The following is a 20,213-nucleotide window of genomic DNA, read 5'->3' on the forward strand; positions in this document are numbered from 1 at the left end:
TGATGCCTAAACCAAAAGCAATAGTTATCGGTGCCGGAATTGCGGGCATTGCATCGGCAATCCGTCTTTCCGTAAAGGGTTATGAGGTTGATGTTTTTGAGGCTAATTCAAAACCTGGGGGCAAACTTGCAGAAATAAAAATGAACGGTTTCAGATTTGATGCCGGACCAAGCCTCTTCACCATGCCGCAATATGTAGATGAGCTTTTTAAACTGGCAGGTAAAAACCCTGAAGGTTATTTTGGATATATTAAACTAAAAGAAATTTGCCGTTATTTTTACGAGGATGGCTTAAGGTTAAATGCGAGTGCAGACCTGGATAAATTTGCAAAGGAAATTGAAGAAAAAACAACTTCAACCGCGAAAGAGATTGAACGCTACCTAGGCAAAAGCAAAACCATTTATGAAGTTACACACCATGTATTTTTAGAAAGAAGTCTGCATAAAATTAAAAGCTACCTGCACTGGGACACCTTAAAATCTATATTCCGCTTTGGCCAGATTGATGCTTTTAGAACACAGGCAAAAGCAAACCGATCGTTCTTTAAGGACGATAGAATAGCGCAGCTTTTTAACCGTTATGCCACCTATAATGGTTCCGATCCCTATCAGGCACCGGCCACATTGAATATAATTCCACATTTCGAGTATCACTATGGAGCCTTTCTTCCAAAAAATGGGATGTATTGTATTGTTACTGCCCTGGTAAAATTGGCAGAAGAGTTAGGAATAAGATTTCATTACAATCAAAAGGTGGAAGAAATTATATATGCTAATGGGCCTAAACCCGAAGTACTGGGCGTAAAAGTTAATGATAAAACCTATAAAGCTAACGTTGTTGTTTCGAACCTCGACATCTGGTTTACTTATAAAAACCTGCTTAAAGGCATAACTCAACCTAAAAAGCTATTAGACCAGGAACGGAGTAGCTCTGCTCTGATCTTTTACTGGGGCATGGATGGAAATTACAGCGATATGGGCTTGCACAACATCTTTTTCGCTGAGGATTACCAAAAAGAGTTTAATGCCATATGGAAAGATAAAACCATCAGCAGCGACCCTACCATTTACATTAACATCAGCGCCAAACACATTAGAGAAGATGCGCCTGCAGGTAGTGAAAACTGGTTTGTAATGATAAACGTTCCGGCTAATAACGGTCAAAACTGGGATGTGTTGATTAAAGAGGCCAGGGCAAATATTATTAAAAAGATCAGTCGATTGTTAAACAGAAATATTGAAAAAGATATTATCTGTGAGCAGATTTTAGACCCCAGAAGCATTGAAAGCAAAACCGGTTCTTATCAAGGTTCTCTGTATGGTAACAGCTCCAACAATCAGTTTTCTGCTTTTTTACGACATTCCAATTTCAGTTCGAAAGTTAAAAATTTATACTTCTGTGGAGGCAGTGTACACCCGGGCGGAGGAATTCCACTTGCATTGTTATCGGCTAAAATAATAGATGATGAAATTAGTTCAGTAGTTCATTAACCATTGGTTAATTGGTAAACCTATCTGCTTATTAATTAATCGAGTAAAGACTAGAGAATAATGACTGCAGACTATCGATTGTTCTTAATGGCTTCTTCCAACTTTTCGCCATCCAGATCAAATGCATCTACAATTAACTTAGCTTTGGTATAAAAAGGATCACGTTCCTGAAGTTTTATTTTGATAAATTCTAAAAGTTGTTCATCGTCCAGATCTTTAATCAACGGACGTTTTTGACGGTTATGTAAGCGCGATACCAAAGCCGCTGGCTCCATTTGCAGGTAAACCGTTTCACCATTTGCATTCATCCATTCCATGTTATCGAAGAAACACGGCAATCCGCCTCCAGTAGCTACCACACAGGTTTCTGGATAATCGAAGGTTTTAAGCATTTCGCTTTCATAATCCCTAAAGCCACTTTCTCCAAATTCGGCAAAATATTCAGCAATGCTTTTACCTGTTTTTGAAACAATTTCGGCATCAAGATCAATCACAGGGCATTCTAAACGATGTGCCAGCTGTTTAGCTTTTGTACTTTTGCCGCAGCCCATATATCCGATAAGGAAAATCTTCATGTGTGTTCTATTTAACCGACCTAAAGTAAATGGTCGCGTTTTAACATAATATAATCGGTTACAGGTGGCGTAAAACCTTCTTTTTTCAATAAAGTTACAACCTGTCCGCGATGATAAGTAGAATGATTAAATAAATGAAATAAAATTTCATCTAATCGGTTCTCGTACTGAATACCTTGTGTGTTGCTGTACAAAATCTTTTTATCTAAAGGACTTTCTTTCAATACGGCCCTAATCAACTTAAAATTTTCAGCGGCAATACGCTCAAAGTTTTCCTTTTGATGAATATCCCAAACACCATAAAGTGGCTTCTTGCCTGAAATCCGTTGTGCCCATATATGCTGCGCATTAAGTACATGGCTAAACAATCGCTCCGCATCAGGCATTTCGGCTGTTGCAAGCTTAAATATTTCGATAATGCGTTGATCGGCAAGCTCAGTATAATTTATAATTTCTTCCTCGCGCATAACCTAACTTAATTTAACTCTTGGGTCAACATAAGCATATAAAATATCAACCAAAATATTGATGACAACAAATACAAAAGCGATAAAAAGAATAGATCCCATCACCACAGGAAAATCAGACATTTCTAAAGCGGTTACCGTTGTTCTTCCCAGTCCATTGTATCCAAAAATATATTCTACAAAAAAAGAACCCGCCAATAAAGAGGCAAACCATCCCGAAATAGCCGTAATTACCGGATTCATCGCATTTTTTAACGCGTGTTTATAAATTATGGCATTTCTACTTAAGCCTTTGGCTCTTGCAGTCCTGATATAATCCTGCGCCAAAACATCCAGCATTGCGCTTCTGGTTAACTGTACAATAATAGCCAAAGGTCTCAAACCAAGGGTAATCATTGGCAGCCATAGGTTTCTTAAGGTTAATACTTCACCATTAAAGGGATCGTAAGAATATAAGCTGCCGCTCATTTTTAGGCCTGTATAATTGCTCAGTACAAAGCCGAACAGCCAGGCAATAATAATCCCTGCAAAAAAAGAAGGCGCTGATATACCTAAAATAGCAAAGGCATTGGCCGATTTATCAATCCACGAATCTTTATAAACTGCTGAAAGTACACCCAAAAACACACCGATTATGGTCGCAAAAATCATCGCTGTTAAAGCCAGGATAAAAGTATTCGGTACCGTTTCTGAAAGTATAGCTGTTACATCGCGTTTGGTCTGGTAAGAACTGCGGAGATAAGGCCATTTTATCACCAGCGCCTTTTTCTCAAAGGCCATCAGTTTCGCGTAATGATATTTCTGTTGATTGGTACTATCGTTATCCAGAATGCTAATTGGAGATAAATCGTTAATATATAAAACGAACTGAACAGGTTTGGATCGGTCTAAGCCAAACTCTTTACGAACGGCTTCGAGCGATTGTACATCGGCCCTTTGCCCCATCGTCATCCGTGCAGGGTCGCCAGGCAAAATATTAAACAGCACAAAAACAACCAATATTACACCGCCCATTACCAGCAGCCCATACATCAGTTTTTTTAGTGCATATCCGATCATATTTATTTATCGAAATATTTTCGACTGAGTTGGTCGAAAGTGGGTACGTTGTGAAAATGCCATTTATTGATTACCACTCCATTCTTCATCAATAAGACACCAGGATTTGCCCTAACCATACTCTTTAAAGGTACGGCATCGGCATAAAAAACCTCCGAAAACAGGTTGTTCTTTTTGATAAAAGCCTGTGCATCCTGAGCTGAATTGGAAGTAAGCAATACAGTACGGATATTAAACTGCTGTGTAGCGTTTAAAGCCAAAGCGTTTAGTTTACCAATAGCGGCCTCGTTTGTAGCATGAAGATCGTAAGCTACAAAGATCAGATTATAATAAGGGTTTTCGATCAGTTCTTTGGTATAATCGGTACCCGAAGCATCTGTAATGTTCAGGTCTTTGATTTTAGGTTCAAAACCTTTTTTAACCAATTTTTTTGTGGGTTCGCCAATAATTTCCCAGTTATTGTCTTTCCAGATTTCGGTTTTAAGATAGGCTTTATCGCTCATATCTTTCTCTTCATTGGTTTTCTTGTTTTTTAAGTGATACATGATCTCAAATTCATCTGGTTTTTCTCCAGGAGGGATAACCATTAATGATGGAATATGTGCACCAACTTTATAGGGCAGAAAATCGATGATCGGCAAAACATTGTAAGTGTACAGTCCAAAACCTAAAGATATGGCTGTTACTGCAATGGCAATATTTCTTTGAATGGTTTCTTTTTTGAATAAAGGCTGTATCAGGTTCTTGTTTAAGAAAATAACAATGATCAGCGCTAAAAGAACCAGATCTTTACTAAACGACTGCCATGGGGTAAGCGGAATAGCATCGCCAAAACAGCCACAACTGGTAACTACTTTGAACGCTGCAGATATAAATGTTAGCAGGGTAAAAAAGATAATGAGAAGCAATAAACCCCAGGCTACCTTTTTACTCCAGAAACCCAATAGCAATAAGGCACCGAGAACAATTTCTAAAGTACAAAGTAAAATGGCGATACCAGTGGCCATTCCACTCAGGAAATTCATGTGAAAAACTTCAAAATATTCCTGTAGTTTATAGCCAAAGCCAAGTGGATCGTTTGCTTTGATTAATCCTGAAAATATGAATAAAGCACCGACAAAAATCCTGGAGAATCTTAAAAGTATGTTTCGCATCTTATGTATCTATTTTTTAAAGGCTGTTACGCTATTTCTTAACACCGAGTTTGATCAGTGCAAAAACCGAATAGTTCAACATATCCTGATAATTTGCATTAACACCCTCCGATGCCAGGGTTTGCCCTTCGTTATCTTCTATCTGTTTAACCCTGAAAATTTTCATCAAAATCAGATCGGTTAACGAGCTAATGCGCATATCGCGCCAAGCCTCGCCATAATCGTGGTTTTTGGCAAACATTAAATCTTTGGTTTCTGTTACCTTTTCTTCAAACCGTTTTTCAACTTCGGCATAAGGCATCTCATTCGGGTCGCTTTCAGTGAGTTCGAGCTGCATCATGGCGATAATACAATAGTTTACAATTCCGATGTATTCAGATATCACACCCTCTCCCACTTTACTTACTTTTTTTTCTTCGAGGGTACGGATGCGTTGTGCTTTGATAAAAATCTGATCGGTTATCGAACTTGGTCTTAAAATCCGCCATGCAGTGCCATAATCTTTAGTTTTTTTTAAAAATAATGATCTGCAAACTGCAATCACTTCATCAAATTCGGTAGAGGTATTTGTTTGTGCCAAAGCCAATAATTATTTAGTTTTTAGTGTATTTTTGTCGTGAAAAAACAAAAGCTAAAGATACATTTTTAAAGCGAAACCCAAATCCCGAAAGGGTTTATTATGGCAGAAAAAAACTTTTTTGAGCCCAAACAAAGCTTAAACATTAAAGGTAAGCTTATCGATTTAAGCTTCCCAAAAGTAATGGGTATTTTAAATATCACCCCCGATTCTTTTTACAGCAATAGCCGCACAAAATCAATAGACGAAGCTTTAACCAAAGCTGCTCAATTCCTTCATGAAGGTGCCACCTTTATTGATATCGGCGGATACTCTTCCAGACCAGGGGCTAATGATATTTCTACCAGTGAAGAGGTTGATCGTTTGGTGCCGGTGGTAGAAAGCTTAGTAAAAGCATTTCCTGAAGCGATTATTTCTATCGATACCTTCAGGGCGAAAGTAGCAGAGGAAACGATTTCTGCCGGCGCGCACATCATTAATGATATTGCCGCCGGAGACATGGACGAACAGATGTTCGAAACAGTGGCCAAACTACAGGTACCTTATATGATGATGCACATGAAGGGTACACCCCAAAATATGCAGCAAAACCCTGTTTATGACAATGTGTTATTGGAAGTAATTGATTACCTGGCGAAAAAAGTTGCGGCGCTTAAAGCGCTTCATGTTCACGACGTAATTATTGACCCTGGTTTTGGATTTGGAAAAACAATCGAACATAATTATGAGTTGCTTAACCAATTGGAAGCTTTTAAAATTTTTAAACTTCCTATTTTAGTGGGTTTCTCGCGTAAAGGAATGATTTATAAAACACTTGGCACTTCGGCAGCAGAGGCCCTGAACGGAACTTCCGTACTCAATACCATTGCACTACAAAAAGGAGCGGGTATTCTAAGGGTACATGATGTTGAGGAAGCAGTAGAATGTGTGAAGTTAGTTGGGATGCTGAGTTAAGCTGCTGCTATAAGAAAATCACCATTGGATAATTATTTGTTATTAGATCCTGAAATGAATTCAGGATAACGCCTCCACTTAGATTCGTCCTGCTGAACTTGTTTTACAAGTAGAAATATTTTTTCAATTGTCTTGTAGCTACTCCGTGGTCAGCATCTATTTTTGGGTAAAGACCCTGAAACAAGTTCAGGGTGACGATCATTAATAACCAATTTAAACAGTTAACCTAGTATTGTAAACTGAAAACCGTTTTACTATCTTGCCATTGATGAAAGGATTAGATTTTGATTTCGTAAAATTCACCATTACCGACGTGGTAGACATCGTGCTCGTAGCACTTTTAATCTATTACGTTTATACCCTAATCCGCAATACCTTAGCTGTTAACCTGCTGGTTGGGATGCTCATCATTGCAATATTTTATCATATTGTTGATGCTTTGCATATGAAATTACTCACGGCCATCATAGAGAAATTTATGAGTGTGGGGATTATTGCATTGATTGTAATTTTCCACCCGGAGATCAGGCGTTTTTTGTTGCTGATCGGTAAAAATGCCTTCTTACAGAAAAATAAAGCCTGGTGGGGATATTTATTTGGCAGAAAAGAAATTGAAAGGAATAATTTAACCCGTATAAAACCGATTATCGACGCCTGTAAAAGCATGAAAAAAACGCGTACAGGAGCATTAATGGTATTTGTTAAATTTTACGATGAGCAGTTTTTTGCCAATAGCTGTGAACTTGTTGACGCCAAAATATCGAAACGTTTGCTGGAAAGTATCTTTCAGAAAAATAGTCCACTGCATGATGGTGCCGTGGTTATTTCTGAAAACAAAATTAAAAGTGCGAGCTGTATTTTGCCTTTAACGGATAACGACCAGTTACCTTCACAGTTTGGGTTAAGGCACCGTGCGGGTATTGGTGTTTCTGAAACAACTGATGCCGTTGCGGTAATCATATCAGAAGAAACCGGGGAAATATCGTATGCCAAACAAGGCAGGGTAAGAATGAATGTTTCGTTTGGGGAGTTGGAGAAATTGCTGAATAAGGATTTTTAGGAACACAGATTGGGGATTGAAAGTGATTACACAGATTCGGACTTCTATGTCATTCTGAACGCAGTAAAGACCTGCGTTGCAAGCATGAATACCTTTTAAATCTTAAACACATCATGAATAATCCCTCACCTATGAAAACGATCCTTCGACTACGCTCAGGATGACGAATCGAAGGGGAATATTCCGTGCTTTCTGTGTTTCCGTGGCAAAAAATTACAATAACGCAAAATGGTGAATGTTTCCATTCACCATTTCATTATAAATTCAGGTTACTCTTGTAATCCAATAATCTGTTTAATCAATCTTAGCAGTATTGTTCAAAAGCACCGATCAGGTTATCAGCGATCATTTGTGCCGGACGGCCTTCAATCTGGTGACGTTCGATCATGTGAACCAATTTACCATCTTTAAATAACGCCATTGCCGGAGAAGATGGCGGGAAGGGCATCATGTAATTTCTTGCCTGATCTACCGCTTCTTTTTCCATTCCTGCAAAAACAGTTACCAATTTATCAGGGTGTTTTTCGTGTGCTGCTGCTGCTCTGGCGGCCGGACGTGCATTTGCTGCTGCGCAACCGCAAACCGAATTTACTACTACCAACACAGTTCCTTCGCCTTTAATCGCTTGATCTACGTCTTCTGCGTTTTTTAATTCTTGAAAACCTACGTTAGTTAATTCCTTACGCATTGGCTCTACTAAATATTCTGGATACATTATCTTAGTTTTTTATTTACAATTTCAATCCTACAAAAATAAGAAAATCGAATGGCATGCACCATTCGATTTATATTTTTAAGGTAAAATTAAATTCAGCTTATTTCAGATCTCTTAAGAAATTCTCAAACATATGTGGATTTGCAACCACACCTACAATAATGAGTATAAACATAAGCACCATCAATGCACTTAAAATCGTCGCAATCATTCCGCATATCTTACCTGCCTTAGCATTTTTGTACGACGATTCAGTGTACAAACTTGGATTGAGCTGATACTTTTTCATATCACCTGCACCTAATACCCAAGCAATTACGCCAAAAATCAATCCAAATATCCCATAAAAGCAACATGCTGGTATAGCTAAAATACCCAATACTAGCGAAGCTGTAGCGTTTGGCAGGTTCTGCTGACCAAAACCTCCTCCAAACTGTCCAAATGGCGGCGGTTGCTGAAATGGAGGTGGGGTAACCGGACCATTACCTAATGGCTGAAATGGTGCAGGTTCTGGATTTTTATCTTTTGAAAGATCAATCGGTTTATTTTCTTGAGGAGTTTCCTGTTCTTCTGACATAGCTATATTTAGATCAATTGATGAGTGTATATTTTGTAAATGTAATTGATTAAAATAATTACTGCAACACTTGCGAAAACGATTTTTATCAGCTGCGCCCCGAACTTAAAATCGACCTTGAGGTGAACAATGGTAAATACTATAACAAAAATGAGTGGAATTGTTGCGGGATAAAACTTAAATGATGCGATTAAATCGCCCCGAAATAAAGCCAGAACCGAACGCTGAAAGCCACAGCCTGGGCAATCGAATCCAAAATGGGCTCTAAACGGACAGGCAAAAAGATGCTCGCCTATCCAATCGAGAAAATTACGTTGCGGTTGGGCCATCTATATTGCCAATAAATTTCACCTGTGCATCTTTCCATGTTTTGTACTTCTCCAGATCTTTAAGCACTTGCCTATACACCAGGTTTAAAATATAAATATCATCAACAAAACCTAAAACCGGCACAAAATCAGGAATAACATCTATCGGAGACAAGAAGTAAACCAAGCCACCCAAAATAGCAATGATCGATCTTTTAGGAATTTCGGTATAATCGCCGTTCACATAATCTTTAGATACGGCAAACAACAGCACCAGTTTTGACCAAACACCTTCAAGATCACCTTTATTGCTTACTGCCTTTCCCAATGCATCTTTAATCGTATTGCTGGCTTTGGTCTTATCACTTAATATTACCGAAGCTTTGCTTTGCGATTTTTTAAAGAAACCCAGTATTTTCTCCCTATTCAATTTCATAGTTAACTACATTACAAATTAACGGCCAAAAGCATCATAATTGTCTTCGGCATACTTGGTAAAGCGATCCAATAGTTTAATATTTTTGTTCTCGACAGCCGTTAAATCGTTATCAACATTGTTTTTAACAGGAACATACCATTCTACAGGATCGAAAAAATTTCTGAAAGTCTGTTTTTTAAAGGCATAACCATGTCTGGCGAAAATGGTGTTTTTGATAATCTGAAGATCAAGCTTTCTCAAATTCTTTACATCTTCTTCTTTAAGTACAGTAGTAGAAGCATTTAATTTAAAAATCTGTTCGGATGCGCTTCTATAAAAAGTATTGGCTCCTAACGAATCTATACTTCCATCTTCAAGGGTATCTAACCGCTCTACCATTTTGTGATCGCTCCAATCTACATATTCCATTTCGGTTGGCAACATACGGCTGGCATTATATTCAAAAGCCTTTTTTAACAACTTAAATTCCTTTCCTGGCCATTTCAGTTCCTTTTTATAAGCGTTCCATTTACCAATTAAGGTGTCGCCAACAAGGGTAATTTCAAATTTCCCATCGTATTTATCCGTCCCAGGCTCATCCAGAATGAAGGTAATTTTGCCACCATCTTCTGATATTTTACCCAATAGCGGACGGCTGTTGCCAGAAACCACACTTTGTGCAATCACGGTATCTTTGGTTATTTTTTTTATGTTGATATTCAGTTTTTTAACAGCATCAGACATATCTCCTTCGTATTCCAACTCATCGGTTGTGTAAAAATCGCCTACCCAAAAGCCATAAAGTTCTTTGTGGATTTCCTGCTGCGCAATGCCTGCTGCTTTTTCTTTTTTTGTTTTTTTGGTGTCTCTGCATGATAGCATCAAAAAGGGAATGAGCGCGAATAATAAGATTTTTTTCATCGGTATATATGTTAAGGTCAAATAAATTTCTTTTTGATCAACCATTCGGCGATTAACAAATTGGGTATCCAGCCCAACCAGGCAATAATCTGATAAACATCCATTGGGGCTGGATGAAATAAATATACTAAAATAACTTTCCATAGCCTTAAAGTTATCGCAGAGGTTGCCAAAGCAAAACTACGGTACATAAACTTTTTATGTGCTATTATTTCTCTTTTTAAAATAAACAGAATGGCCCTAAGGGTAAACCAGAACCACAAAACGCCTAAAATAATAAATGAGGTTTTAGCCATTAATCCCCCATTTGCAAACCAGCCGATAAAAATACCTGAAGGCGCGGCAAGTAACAATACGAAGCCTGCATACAAGTAGCCCAACCATTTATGTATTTTGGGGTATTTAGCTAAAATTTTAGGATTAAACTGTGTAAAACCAGCCAGTAGTACAAATATGGCACTATAAACATGGATGTAAAATATGGGAAGATAGGCTTTGATCCCTGAAACTTCAGTCTGTTTAATCTGCAGAAAAGAAACTTCACTGCTCATTGGGATATACCGTAAAGTAATCTGAATCATTAACATAAAGAAATAGGCAAAAAACAATAGCCAGGCCACATGTTTATAGCTAAAGCTTTTCATCTATTTTTTATTGAAGAGTAACTCATAATCCTAAAAATAAAAAAAGATGAGGATGTTTTTCATTGTGAGTAACATTAGTAATATAAAAAATATCAAACTGAGCTTGCAAATTGCCTTAAAAGGCTCTAGACATGCTAACATTGACAGATTTCAATAGAATAGTCGTCATCTCGACTGTAGCACAGCGAAATAGAGAGATCTATGTACCAAATTAATCAACTTTGAAAGATTTCTCCTCCGAAGGAGTTCCTTTGGAACATTGTGGTCGAAATGGCGATACTTCGAGCCCATTCACCTTCTTTATCTATCTGTCATTCAAATTGATTTTTATATAATAAATTATCCCTAAGACTGACACGCCTAAATGAGATTTATTAAATTTAAGAAGATTTCATCATCTCCAAAATATCATCAACATATTTACGCTCATTGGCTAAACGTGGTACTTTATGCTGTCCGCCCAGTTTATCTTTTGCCTTTAACCAATTATAGAAAGTATTTGCGGGCGCATTATGTACTTTGGGACGGGCTAAAGCCATATCCTTAAAACGTTTGGCATCATAATCAGAATTCACCTCACGCAAGGTCTGATCCATGATATCGACAAATTTTTCAAAATCATTGGGTTGTTTATCGAATTCGATAATCCATTCATGCCCACCCGCCTTTTCATCTTTAAAGTAAATTGGTCCGGCGGTATAATCTTTAATTTCGGCACCGGTTTCCTGGCAAGCTTTGGTTAAAGCCTGTTCTGCATTGTCGATAATCACTTCTTCACCAAAGGCATTGATAAAATGTTTGGTACGTCCGGTAATTTTAATGCGGTAAGGAGAAAGTGAGGTAAATTGAATGGTATCGCCGATCATATAACGCCATAAGCCACCATTTGTAGAAATAACAATGGCGTAATTTTTATGCAGTTCTACTTCACCCAGCATCAATGCCTTTGGATTTTCTTCACAGATATTCTCCATTGGCACAAATTCATAAAAAATACCATAATCGAGCATCAGCAACATTTCTTCTGAGTTATCCTGATCCTGAATACCAAAAAATCCTTCAGAGGCATTATAAGTTTCCAGATAATACATGTCGGCGGATGGGATGAGCTGTTTAAACTGTTCACGATAAGGTGCGAAGTTTACCGCCCCGTGGATATACAATTCGAGGTTTGGCCAAACTTCCAGTAAATTCTGCTTTCCCGTAAGTTCGAGCACCTTTTTGGCCAGTACAATAGTCCATGTGGGCACACCCGAAATACTGGTTACATTTTCATTGATGGTGGCCTCGGCCATTCTATCCATCTTGATTTCGTAATTGTCCATCAATGCGATAGACATATCAGGTGTACGGTAATATTCGGCCCAGATGGGCAGATTTTTGATCAGCACGGCGGATAAATCGCCATAAAAACAATCTTCGTTTAACTGATTAACCTGATGGCTTCCACCTAAAACCAATCCTTTCCCGGTAAACATCTGGTTATCGGGACGGTTATTGCAATAGATGGAGAGCATATCCTTACCTCCCTTAAAGTGGCATTCTTCCAATGATTCTGGAGAAACAGGAATAAACTTACTCCTATCACTTGTGGTACCCGATGATTTTGCAAACCACTTGATATCTGATGGCCAGAGAATATTTTGTTCTCCATTAAGCATGCGCTCAATATAAGGTTTTAAGGTATCGTAGTTTTGAATCGGAACACGTTCCTGATATTGTTGTGGGGTTAAGATTGATTTATAATCGTACAGTTTGCCCCATTCGGTATTTTCGGCGCTATCAATCAAGTTATGAAACCATTCTTCCTGAACATCGTACGGATATTTCATAAAAAGCTCGATCTGGTGGATCCGCTTTTTCATTAACCAGGTAAAAATTGAATTTACAAATGCCATTTTAAAATGTTAAAATTAATGAGCTTCATTTTACCACAGATTTTCACAGATAAGCACAGATTTTTATACAGCGTAAATAATTTTATAGCAGTTTGTTTTAACATCGCGATTAGGCAACACACCAAATTAGAATTTGTTTGTTAGCAGAAATACTTTTGTTTGTGATTAAGTTATTAAACATCAAATTTCTTACGTTTCAGTACGAAGTTCGATCCAAGATAAACTTTTCTTACCATCTCGTTCTCTGCCAACACCTCTGGAACACCCTGTTCTAAAATTTTACCTTCAAAAAGCAGATACGCCCTATCGGTAATCGACAGTGTTTCCTGCACGTTATGATCGGTAATTAAAATGCCTATATTTTTATGTTTCAGTTTAGCAACAATACTCTGGATTTCCTCTACCGCAATTGGGTCTACCCCCGCAAAAGGTTCATCCAATAAGATAAAATTAGGGTTAGCGGCTAAAGCACGTGCAATTTCGGTACGGCGGCGTTCACCTCCTGATAATAAATCGCCACGGTTTTTACGCACTTTATGTAAACTAAACTCATTGATCAGTTCTTCGAGTTTATCACGCTGTTCTTCCTTGGTCAATTTGCTCATTTCCAAAATGGCCAGGATATTATCTTCGACGGTAAGTTTTCTAAAAACAGATGCTTCCTGGGCTAAATAACCGATTCCTTTTTGCGCCCTGCGGTACATCGGATCTTCGGTAATGTCTTCTTCTTCCAGGAAGATACGGCCTTCGTTTGGTTTAATTAAACCAACGATCATGTAAAAGGAAGTTGTTTTTCCGGCACCGTTCGGGCCTAAAAGACCAACAATTTCCCCTTGGCTTACATTAAAAGAAACATTGTTTACAACAGTACGCTGTTTATATTTTTTAACCAGATTTTCGGCTCTTAATATCATATATTGAATGCTATCCTTGGTCTGTCACATTGAGCTTGTCGAAATGTCCTTCGACGGGCTCAGGATGACACCTTGGAAATAGTTAATTAACTTTTATTCCTTTAATATTTAATTGCAAACGTTTCTTATCACGCCACACGTTTTCCTCTAACGTATAACAAACCGAAAACGGTACCTTTGGTTGTAAAAGATTTTGAAATTCGGCCAACCCGAATGCAATGCCTTCAAAAATAGGCGAATTTTGTTGTTTTATGTTAATTTTTAAATGATTTGCGCCAACCGCCATAGCTTGTTGTGCGAGATATACGTTATGGGTAACAAATATAGGCGCCATATTTTCTGGCCCGAAGGGTCCCATCTGTGATAAAACGCGATAGAATTTACCATCTATCTGCGCCAGCTCGATTTCGGCATCAATCCTGATCATCGGCGTAAGCAACTCATCTGTAATACTGGCCGATACAATTTCTTCAAACTTATCAGCAAAGGCATCTACATTATGCTGTTGCATGGTTAAACCTGCGGCAAATTTATGCCCGCCATATTGATCCAGTAAATCGGCACAACCGCTTAAAGCTTCGTACAAATCGAAACCAATTACCGATCGGCAGGAACCTGCTACATGTCCGTTAGATTTTGTTAATACGATTGTTGGGCGATAATATTTTTCAGTTAAACGCGAGGCCACAATCCCGATTACCCCTTTATGCCAGTTTTCGTTAAATACAACAGTAGTTTTTTTGTTGATCAGGATATCGCTTTCGCCAATTAAAGCCAAAGCCTCTCGGGTAATGTCCTGATCGTAGGTTTTACGCTCAGTATTTTTAAGGTTAATCAGTTCACTCTGCTCTAATGCGTTTCCATCTACCTGGCAAAGCAACATGGCAACTGCATGTTTAGCATGGTCTATCCTTCCTGCGGCATTAATCCGCGGACCTAAGGTAAAAACCACATCGGTAATGCTATAGTTTTCGGTTTTGCCCGAAACTTCCATTAGGGCACGTAAACCTTCGCATGGATTGGAATTCAATTTTTTTAAGCCGTAATAAGCTAAAATCCTATTTTCGCCAACCACAGGAACAATATCGGCAGCTATGCTTACCATTACCAAATCTAAATATTGCAGATAAGTTTCTTTAGGGAGCTGATGTTTTTGCGCATATGCCTGTGCAAGTTTAAAGCCTATACCGCAACCGGCCAGTTCTTTAAAAGGGTATGCGCAATCAGCACGTTTAGGATCTAAAACGGCGATAGCCCGCGGCAATTCATCTCCTGGCAAATGGTGATCGCAGATAATGAAATCGACACCTAAAGTGTTAGCGTAATCAATTTTATCGATAGATTTTATTCCGCAATCTAAGGCAATAATCAAAGAAAATCCATTTTCATTTGCATAGTCAATCCCTGCAGTAGAAATGCCGTAACCTTCCAGATAGCGATCGGGAATATAATATTCGATGTTTTTAGTAAGCTGCGAAAAAAAACTGAAAGCCAGTGCAACCGAAGTTGTACCATCTACATCATAATCGCCATAAATCAGTATTTTTTCATGATTGGACAGTGCGGTTTCGATGCGGGCGATAGCAACATCCATATCCTTCATTAAAAAAGGATCATGAAGATGGTCAAGATCTGGCCTGAAAAAATCTTTGGCCTGATCGAAATCACAAATATTCCGCTGTACGAGTATTTGTGCAAGTGAGCGATCTACATTAAGTTGTTCTGCTATTTTTGTTATCGTGGCATCATTGCAATCTGATGCCAGCACCCATCTTTTTTCCATTTATTCTGTCTCCGAACAGTAAATATACATTTTAATTGGATATGATGGAGGCAATATCTAATGGGTTGGCGAACAAAACCTTTAAAAACAAAAAGTTAAACTTTACTTCGAATTTCCGGGATATGCCTGATAAAGCTTCATCAAATGCGCTTTCTGATCGACATACTTTGCATCATCAATTAAATTTACACGCTCTGCCGGATCCCATGATAAATTGTAAAGTTCGTTAAGTTCTTTAGTGTCTTTTTTGGTAATCCTCAACTTCCAATCGCCATCTTTTACGCCTTCTAAAACATAATTGTGGTAATAAATCGGGCGGTGAGGTTTAGTATTGTTTTTACTGGTTAGCAGGGCAGAAATAGATTCCCCGTCATACACCTTTTGAGGTAATTTGCTTTTGGTCCATTCAGCCAATGTAGGAAAAACATCCAGATTTGAAATGGGCCTGGTTAATTGGGTATTACTAAGGGTATGGCCTTTCCAGTACACAATAAAAGGAACGCGATGGCCACCTTCGTATGAAATCCCTTTCGAGCCTCTAAAAATCCCAGCCGAACCCACGTGGTAAAACCTGGTAAAACCATCGTCGTACATGCGCTGTGGTGCGTTAATCCACGGACCATTATCACTGGTGAAGATAAAAATAGTATTATCTGCCTGTCCGGAAGCGACCACCTGCTTCCAGATTGCACTTAAACCGGCATCCATATCTTCAATCACATCGCCAAGTTCACCACCAGCAGAAGGTGTTTTTCTACTTTTTTGTGCTGCAAAAGCTATAGGCAAATGCGGCATATTTTGCGCCAGGTAAAGAAAAAATGGTTTCTTAGCTGTAGCGCTTTGTTTAATGAATTTGATCGATTCGCGGGTGTAAGAACTCGTTAAAATACTATCGTGTGGTTTATAGATCTCTGGTTTGGTATTCCTAAATATCTTGATTGTCGTATCGGTTTTAACATAAGGCGCTCTGTAATCGTGGCTATATAAAAGGCCATAGAACTCATCAAATCCCTTTTTATTTGGCAGTGAAACACCATGATCGCCCAAATGCCATTTACCAACCAAAGCGGTAGCATAGCCTGATTGTTTAAGCATCTGTGCAATGGTAATTTCATCTTCAGGTATGCCACGTTTATCGCCCGGACCAATCGGCCAAGGCAAATCCATCCTGCTACAGTATCTTCCGGTAAGCAAAGATGCCCTTGATGGTGTACAGGTTGGCGAGGTGGTAACAAAGTTTGTGGCTTTTACTCCTTTCGCAGCCATTCCATCCAAAAATGGTGTTTTGATCAGCGGACTTCCATAACACGATATATCAGCATAACCCATATCATCAGCCAATACAATAATTATGTTTGGTTTTTGTTGTGCTTTTAATTGTATCGAAAAACCACACGCCAGCAGAAAAATTAAGATTCGGAGATTCATGCCTGAAATTTAAGCATCATATTTTACAAAAAAAGGAAGTATCCAAGCTTTTACCAAAACAAATACTAATGATTAGATTGTTACCTTTGTAGAAACATTAAAGATCTATATTTTGCAAGTTCACACTCTATTCGAAGGTACCTATTCTGTTGATGCTACAAAGAAATTTGTGCCTTTCGACCCCGCCATACATCATTTTAAAGACAGGCCTGCATCACTATTTGTTAACGTTCAGCCATTTTTGATTGAGTTGAAGAACGACCTGATACTTTTTGATACTGGCTTAGGTTTTAGTGATGACCATGGCGAGCTGATTCTACATAAGAATATTCGCAATGCTGGTTTCGACCCTACTGATGTAACCAAGGTGTTAATGTCGCATTTACACTACGACCATTCTGGGGGCATGATCCACAAACAAGGCAACGATAAAGTTGAATTAAGTTTCCCCGATGCAGAATATGTAATTAACCGTGGCGAGTGGGAAACAGCATTTAGCAGCACTTCATCTTCTTACCACACCGATATTTTCGATTTTGTACAACGCAATGCACAATTAAAATTTGTAGAGGGCGATGGCGCATTGGATGAAACCATTGCTTACGAATTTACAGGTGCGCATTGTCCCAACCACCAGGTTTTCCTATTAACAGAAGGTAAACAAAAGATATTTTTTGGTGGCGATGTACTGCCTGAACCTGAAGAACTGGTTAAAAATTTTATTGCCAAATACGATTTCGATGGCCGTAAGGCAATGGAATTACGCAAGGAATTTGGCAAAAGAGCAGCCGAAGAAAATTGGGAATGTTTGTTCTACCATGGCAAAAGCGCTGCCACTGGCTTTGTTGATGTTGTTGAAGGCGGATTTAGGATTAGATAAGTCTAGTCGTTTTTTACCGCAAAGCACGCAAAGAGTAAACGCAAAGTACCCAGAGCTGTTTCTTTTTACCCCAAAGATCATAGAGAAAGGACACAAAGCTCACAGAGCTGGGTGTGCATTTAGAATTCTTAATAACGCTGTGTTCCTGTGTATAAACTCAATGCACTCGGTGGTAAAAACTTAGCGCTCCTTCGCGTCAAACTTAGCCCTCTTTGCGGTTAAACAAAATAGAATCTTTTTTTACCACTGAGAAAGACACAAAGTTGGGTGCTTATAGCTATAGGGTCTCTGTGTTCTCTGTGTAAAACTCTATGCACTCTGTGGTAAAAACTTAACGCTCTTTGCGGTTAAACAAAAAAAGCCCAGGCCAATGCCTGAGCTTTAATTTTTCAAAGACGGAAATAATTATTTTTTAGCTACCAATTTAACAGCTAATTCGAAGTTATCATCAATTGCTTTGTCGCCAATGCTATCGAAGAATGATTTAGAACCGTATTTGATGTCGTATTTAGTTCTGTCAACAACGATTTTACCTGCTAAAGCCGAAGCTGTACCATCTGCATTTACAGTTACAGTTGCAGGGAAACTTAATGGTTTAGTGATGCCTTTGATGGTTAAATTACCTGTTACAGTTACGTTTGCTCCTGAACCAGCAACTTTAGTAATTACGAAAGTTGAAGTTGGGAATTTAGCTGTACCGAAGAAATCGTCTGCTTTTAAGTGACCTTCTAATTTAGCGCTTCCATCAGCATCTTTAATTGAAGCCATATCAATTACAAATGTACCACCAGTTACACTTTTACCGTTAACGGCTAAGGTACCTGATTGTAAAGCTACAGTTCCGTTGTGAGAACCTGTTACTTTTTTACCAACCCAAGTAATGGTCGATTTTGCTGCATCTACAGTATAAGTTACTGGTTTAGTTGGGTTTTTAAAAGCTGACAATGCTACAACTGCCACTAATAAAAAAATTGAGCTAATTTTTAATTTCATTTTCTGGTTTTTTAAAATTTGATACAAATATAGACTAACTCCCGATTTACTGTTGTTGACCTATGTTAAGTTTTTTCAAAAATAATCGGATTTATTTAAAATCATTCTATTGACTGTAGAATTATGGGGAAGGTTTAATTTGTTTACTTTTTTATGTGAATAAAGAAAGGTAGAAGGCTGAAGGTCTAAGGCAGAGGGTTTCCTTAGCATCGCCTAAAAAATGCAAATATTTACTACCTACCTATCATGCTTAATTTTATTCTATACTGTTCATAGAAAAAATAATCTTCTATATTTAGAGAATAATATTAAATGCTCATGAAAAATAAAATTTACGCTTCATTATATTTATTCAGCTTATTACTAATTGCAAGCAGCTGTAATTTCAACAGCACTTATTTAAACCGCGAGGAAGATAAAAAAGATGCAGAGAAAGTAGCGGATCAGTTTTATACTTTGGTTGAGAAAAATGATTTGAAAAATCTAAGCCCTCTTCTTAGCAATCAATTTAAAGCAGTAACCAGTGCACAAAAATTAAAGGATTATTTAACCGGAACTGCCAACAAGCTAGGTGAAATAGAAAGCAAAAAACTAGATCACTGGGAAACGAAAGTGATCAGAGGTTCGAATGCATCAGCGAGTTACGTGCTCTATTATATTGTAGAAAGGGCAAAATTTCAGGCAAAAGAAACCGTTACTTTAACTGCAGAAAACGATCAGATTAAAGTTTTAGGCTATAATGTTAATTCTGAAGGTTTATTCAAATAGGAAGAACCCTTGATCTATAAAAGGTATTGAAATCGGCAGCTAAATCATGTCCAAGAAAAATCTACCCGATAATTTAAAAAAAGGCATTGAAGCGCTTTCAGGTATTTCAATGGATGGCGTGAAAGTGCACACGAATTCGGATCGACCTGCACAATTAAATGCATTAGCCTATGCTCAGGGTACTGATATTCATTTGGCTGCCGATCAGGAAAAACATTTACCGCACGAAGCATGGCATGTGGTGCAGCAAAAACAAGGTAGGGTTAAATCAACAACACAACTAAAACCCAAGGTGATTGTTAACGATAATGCAGGTTTAGAAAAAGAAGCCGATGAAATGGGATCGAAAGCGGCTGATCTTTAAATTATAAATAAGGCGCCCGCTATTTATATTACTGCGTTTGGCTTTTATATTAATGCATCCGCTTTTTATAATAACGCACCTTGTTTTTATAATAACGCACCCGCAATTTATATTAAGGCACCTGTGATTTATATTAATGCATCCAAACTTTATATTATTGCACTTCGTTTTTACAATAACGCACCCGTTTAGTTAAATACAGCTATCGCTGAATTGGTTTACACCCCAGCCACTCCTTCCTAAACCTGACAACAGCAAAAATCCTT

At 38.2% G+C, this 20,213-nt stretch carries 22 protein-coding genes; 6 read left to right on the forward strand and 16 right to left on the reverse strand.

What is annotated here, in order from left to right; all coding sequences use genetic code 11:
- Nucleotides 1–2: 2 nt before the first annotated feature.
- On the forward strand, nt 3–1,490 hold the full coding sequence (crtD, locus tag ASU31_RS04150; protein ID WP_057931138.1) for a 1-hydroxycarotenoid 3,4-desaturase CrtD: 1,488 nt from the start codon (nt 3–5) through the stop codon (nt 1,488–1,490).
- 71 nt (nt 1,491–1,561) lie between these two features.
- Here the strand turns inward: crtD and ASU31_RS04155 are convergent, their stop codons facing one another.
- The 5 genes from ASU31_RS04155 to ASU31_RS04175 are packed head-to-tail and all read right to left on the reverse strand — an operon-like array spanning nt 1,562 to nt 5,325.
- Complete coding sequence (locus ASU31_RS04155; RefSeq protein ID WP_057931139.1) at nt 1,562–2,065, reverse strand: shikimate kinase; 504 nt, start codon at nt 2,063–2,065, stop codon at nt 1,562–1,564.
- Between the two features lie 20 nt (nt 2,066–2,085).
- Nucleotides 2,086–2,532, reverse strand: coding sequence for a DinB family protein (locus tag ASU31_RS04160; RefSeq protein ID WP_057931140.1), 447 nt, complete (start codon nt 2,530–2,532; stop codon nt 2,086–2,088).
- Nucleotides 2,533–2,535: 3 nt separating this feature from the next.
- Nucleotides 2,536–3,591, reverse strand: a complete 1,056-nt coding sequence (locus tag ASU31_RS04165) for an ABC transporter permease (protein ID WP_057931141.1) — start codon at nt 3,589–3,591, stop codon at nt 2,536–2,538.
- A 2-nt stretch (nt 3,592–3,593) separates the two neighbouring features.
- Nucleotides 3,594–4,745, reverse strand: a complete 1,152-nt coding sequence (locus tag ASU31_RS04170; protein WP_057931142.1) for a BT_3928 family protein — start codon at nt 4,743–4,745, stop codon at nt 3,594–3,596.
- Nucleotides 4,746–4,776: 31 nt separating this feature from the next.
- Nucleotides 4,777–5,325 carry a DUF1599 domain-containing protein gene (locus ASU31_RS04175; RefSeq protein WP_057931651.1) on the reverse strand — a complete coding sequence of 183 codons (549 nt, stop codon included), beginning with the start codon at nt 5,323–5,325 and terminating at the stop codon, nt 4,777–4,779.
- A 99-nt stretch (nt 5,326–5,424) separates the two neighbouring features.
- Here ASU31_RS04175 and folP point away from each other — a divergent pair, with 99 nt between their 5' ends.
- On the forward strand, nt 5,425–6,276 hold the full coding sequence (gene folP, locus ASU31_RS04180; protein ID WP_057931143.1) for a dihydropteroate synthase: 852 nt from the start codon (nt 5,425–5,427) through the stop codon (nt 6,274–6,276).
- A gap of 268 nt (nt 6,277–6,544) precedes the next feature.
- Complete coding sequence (gene cdaA / locus ASU31_RS04185) at nt 6,545–7,336, forward strand: diadenylate cyclase CdaA (protein WP_029275607.1); 792 nt, start codon at nt 6,545–6,547, stop codon at nt 7,334–7,336.
- A 304-nt stretch (nt 7,337–7,640) separates the two neighbouring features.
- On the opposite strand, the gene ASU31_RS04190 is transcribed toward cdaA, so the two are convergent.
- The 10 genes from ASU31_RS04190 to ASU31_RS04235 all read right to left on the reverse strand — a co-directional run bounded on the left by ASU31_RS04190 (nt 7,641) and on the right by ASU31_RS04235 (nt 16,942).
- On the reverse strand, nt 7,641–8,051 hold the full coding sequence (locus ASU31_RS04190) for a BrxA/BrxB family bacilliredoxin (protein WP_029275606.1): 411 nt from the start codon (nt 8,049–8,051) through the stop codon (nt 7,641–7,643).
- A gap of 100 nt (nt 8,052–8,151) precedes the next feature.
- Nucleotides 8,152–8,628 (reverse strand): CCC motif membrane protein, encoded by a 477-nt coding sequence (locus ASU31_RS27825; protein WP_209434954.1) that lies wholly within the window; start codon nt 8,626–8,628, stop codon nt 8,152–8,154.
- Between the two features lie 8 nt (nt 8,629–8,636).
- Complete coding sequence (locus tag ASU31_RS28095) at nt 8,637–8,957, reverse strand: DUF2752 domain-containing protein (protein ID WP_057931144.1); 321 nt, start codon at nt 8,955–8,957, stop codon at nt 8,637–8,639.
- Nucleotides 8,938–9,372 (reverse strand): YkvA family protein, encoded by a 435-nt coding sequence (locus ASU31_RS04205; RefSeq protein WP_057931145.1) that lies wholly within the window; start codon nt 9,370–9,372, stop codon nt 8,938–8,940. Before ASU31_RS04205 ends, ASU31_RS28095 begins: the two co-directional genes overlap by 20 nt.
- Nucleotides 9,373–9,390: 18 nt before the next feature.
- Nucleotides 9,391–10,275: a YARHG domain-containing protein gene (locus tag ASU31_RS04210; RefSeq protein WP_057931653.1), complete on the reverse strand. Its 885-nt coding sequence runs from the start codon at nt 10,273–10,275 to the stop codon at nt 9,391–9,393.
- Nucleotides 10,276–10,292: 17 nt separating this feature from the next.
- Nucleotides 10,293–10,919 (reverse strand): DUF2306 domain-containing protein, encoded by a 627-nt coding sequence (locus ASU31_RS04215; protein ID WP_057931146.1) that lies wholly within the window; start codon nt 10,917–10,919, stop codon nt 10,293–10,295.
- Nucleotides 10,920–11,299: 380 nt separating this feature from the next.
- Nucleotides 11,300–12,817 (reverse strand): GH3 auxin-responsive promoter family protein, encoded by a 1,518-nt coding sequence (locus ASU31_RS04220; protein ID WP_057931147.1) that lies wholly within the window; start codon nt 12,815–12,817, stop codon nt 11,300–11,302.
- A gap of 173 nt (nt 12,818–12,990) precedes the next feature.
- On the reverse strand, nt 12,991–13,731 hold the full coding sequence (gene lptB / locus ASU31_RS04225; protein ID WP_057931148.1) for an LPS export ABC transporter ATP-binding protein: 741 nt from the start codon (nt 13,729–13,731) through the stop codon (nt 12,991–12,993).
- An 82-nt stretch (nt 13,732–13,813) separates the two neighbouring features.
- On the reverse strand, nt 13,814–15,514 hold the full coding sequence (recJ, locus tag ASU31_RS04230) for a single-stranded-DNA-specific exonuclease RecJ (protein ID WP_057931149.1): 1,701 nt from the start codon (nt 15,512–15,514) through the stop codon (nt 13,814–13,816).
- 102 nt (nt 15,515–15,616) lie between these two features.
- Complete coding sequence (locus ASU31_RS04235; RefSeq protein ID WP_057931150.1) at nt 15,617–16,942, reverse strand: sulfatase-like hydrolase/transferase; 1,326 nt, start codon at nt 16,940–16,942, stop codon at nt 15,617–15,619.
- A 112-nt stretch (nt 16,943–17,054) separates the two neighbouring features.
- On the opposite strand from ASU31_RS04235, the gene ASU31_RS04240 reads away from it, so the two are divergent.
- Nucleotides 17,055–17,822 carry an MBL fold metallo-hydrolase gene (locus ASU31_RS04240; RefSeq protein WP_209434955.1) on the forward strand — a complete coding sequence of 256 codons (768 nt, stop codon included), beginning with the start codon at nt 17,055–17,057 and terminating at the stop codon, nt 17,820–17,822.
- Between the two features lie 405 nt (nt 17,823–18,227).
- On the opposite strand, the gene ASU31_RS04245 is transcribed toward ASU31_RS04240, so the two are convergent.
- Nucleotides 18,228–18,815, reverse strand: coding sequence for a YceI family protein (locus ASU31_RS04245; RefSeq protein ID WP_057931152.1), 588 nt, complete (start codon nt 18,813–18,815; stop codon nt 18,228–18,230).
- A gap of 318 nt (nt 18,816–19,133) precedes the next feature.
- On the opposite strand from ASU31_RS04245, the gene ASU31_RS04250 reads away from it, so the two are divergent.
- Nucleotides 19,134–19,583 carry a hypothetical protein gene (locus ASU31_RS04250; RefSeq protein ID WP_057931153.1) on the forward strand — a complete coding sequence of 150 codons (450 nt, stop codon included), beginning with the start codon at nt 19,134–19,136 and terminating at the stop codon, nt 19,581–19,583.
- A gap of 46 nt (nt 19,584–19,629) precedes the next feature.
- Nucleotides 19,630–19,947 (forward strand): eCIS core domain-containing protein, encoded by a 318-nt coding sequence (locus tag ASU31_RS04255; RefSeq protein ID WP_057931154.1) that lies wholly within the window; start codon nt 19,630–19,632, stop codon nt 19,945–19,947.
- Nucleotides 19,948–20,213 lie beyond the last annotated feature (266 nt).

The organism is Pedobacter ginsenosidimutans (assembly GCF_001442625.1).
GTDB lineage: Bacteria > Bacteroidota > Bacteroidia > Sphingobacteriales > Sphingobacteriaceae > Pedobacter > Pedobacter ginsenosidimutans.

What these genes read in the sequence shown, in the direction of transcription:
- ASU31_RS04190 (WP_029275606.1), bottom strand. Translation starts at nt 8,051, where the DNA reads ATGTATCCAGAATATTTAGTAGAGCCAATGCGTAAGGAATTAACTAAC.
- ASU31_RS04250 (WP_057931153.1), top strand. Translation starts at nt 19,134, where the DNA reads ATGAAAAATAAAATTTACGCTTCATTATATTTATTCAGCTTATTACTA.
- recJ (WP_057931149.1), bottom strand. Translation starts at nt 15,514, where the DNA reads ATGGAAAAAAGATGGGTGCTGGCATCAGATTGCAATGATGCCACGATA.
- ASU31_RS04235 (WP_057931150.1), bottom strand. Translation starts at nt 16,942, where the DNA reads ATGAATCTCCGAATCTTAATTTTTCTGCTGGCGTGTGGTTTTTCGATA.
- ASU31_RS28095 (WP_057931144.1), bottom strand. Translation starts at nt 8,957, where the DNA reads ATGGCCCAACCGCAACGTAATTTTCTCGATTGGATAGGCGAGCATCTT.
- ASU31_RS04170 (WP_057931142.1), bottom strand. Translation starts at nt 4,745, where the DNA reads ATGCGAAACATACTTTTAAGATTCTCCAGGATTTTTGTCGGTGCTTTA.
- ASU31_RS04165 (WP_057931141.1), bottom strand. Translation starts at nt 3,591, where the DNA reads ATGATCGGATATGCACTAAAAAAACTGATGTATGGGCTGCTGGTAATG.
- ASU31_RS04160 (WP_057931140.1), bottom strand. Translation starts at nt 2,532, where the DNA reads ATGCGCGAGGAAGAAATTATAAATTATACTGAGCTTGCCGATCAACGC.
- ASU31_RS27825 (WP_209434954.1), bottom strand. Translation starts at nt 8,628, where the DNA reads ATGTCAGAAGAACAGGAAACTCCTCAAGAAAATAAACCGATTGATCTT.
- folP (WP_057931143.1), top strand. Translation starts at nt 5,425, where the DNA reads ATGGCAGAAAAAAACTTTTTTGAGCCCAAACAAAGCTTAAACATTAAA.
- ASU31_RS04155 (WP_057931139.1), bottom strand. Translation starts at nt 2,065, where the DNA reads ATGAAGATTTTCCTTATCGGATATATGGGCTGCGGCAAAAGTACAAAA.
- ASU31_RS04215 (WP_057931146.1), bottom strand. Translation starts at nt 10,919, where the DNA reads ATGAAAAGCTTTAGCTATAAACATGTGGCCTGGCTATTGTTTTTTGCC.
- ASU31_RS04245 (WP_057931152.1), bottom strand. Translation starts at nt 18,815, where the DNA reads ATGAAATTAAAAATTAGCTCAATTTTTTTATTAGTGGCAGTTGTAGCA.
- ASU31_RS04205 (WP_057931145.1), bottom strand. Translation starts at nt 9,372, where the DNA reads ATGAAATTGAATAGGGAGAAAATACTGGGTTTCTTTAAAAAATCGCAA.
- crtD (WP_057931138.1), top strand. Translation starts at nt 3, where the DNA reads ATGCCTAAACCAAAAGCAATAGTTATCGGTGCCGGAATTGCGGGCATT.
- lptB (WP_057931148.1), bottom strand. Translation starts at nt 13,731, where the DNA reads ATGATATTAAGAGCCGAAAATCTGGTTAAAAAATATAAACAGCGTACT.
- ASU31_RS04210 (WP_057931653.1), bottom strand. Translation starts at nt 10,275, where the DNA reads ATGAAAAAAATCTTATTATTCGCGCTCATTCCCTTTTTGATGCTATCA.
- cdaA (WP_029275607.1), top strand. Translation starts at nt 6,545, where the DNA reads ATGAAAGGATTAGATTTTGATTTCGTAAAATTCACCATTACCGACGTG.
- ASU31_RS04220 (WP_057931147.1), bottom strand. Translation starts at nt 12,817, where the DNA reads ATGGCATTTGTAAATTCAATTTTTACCTGGTTAATGAAAAAGCGGATC.
- ASU31_RS04255 (WP_057931154.1), top strand. Translation starts at nt 19,630, where the DNA reads ATGTCCAAGAAAAATCTACCCGATAATTTAAAAAAAGGCATTGAAGCG.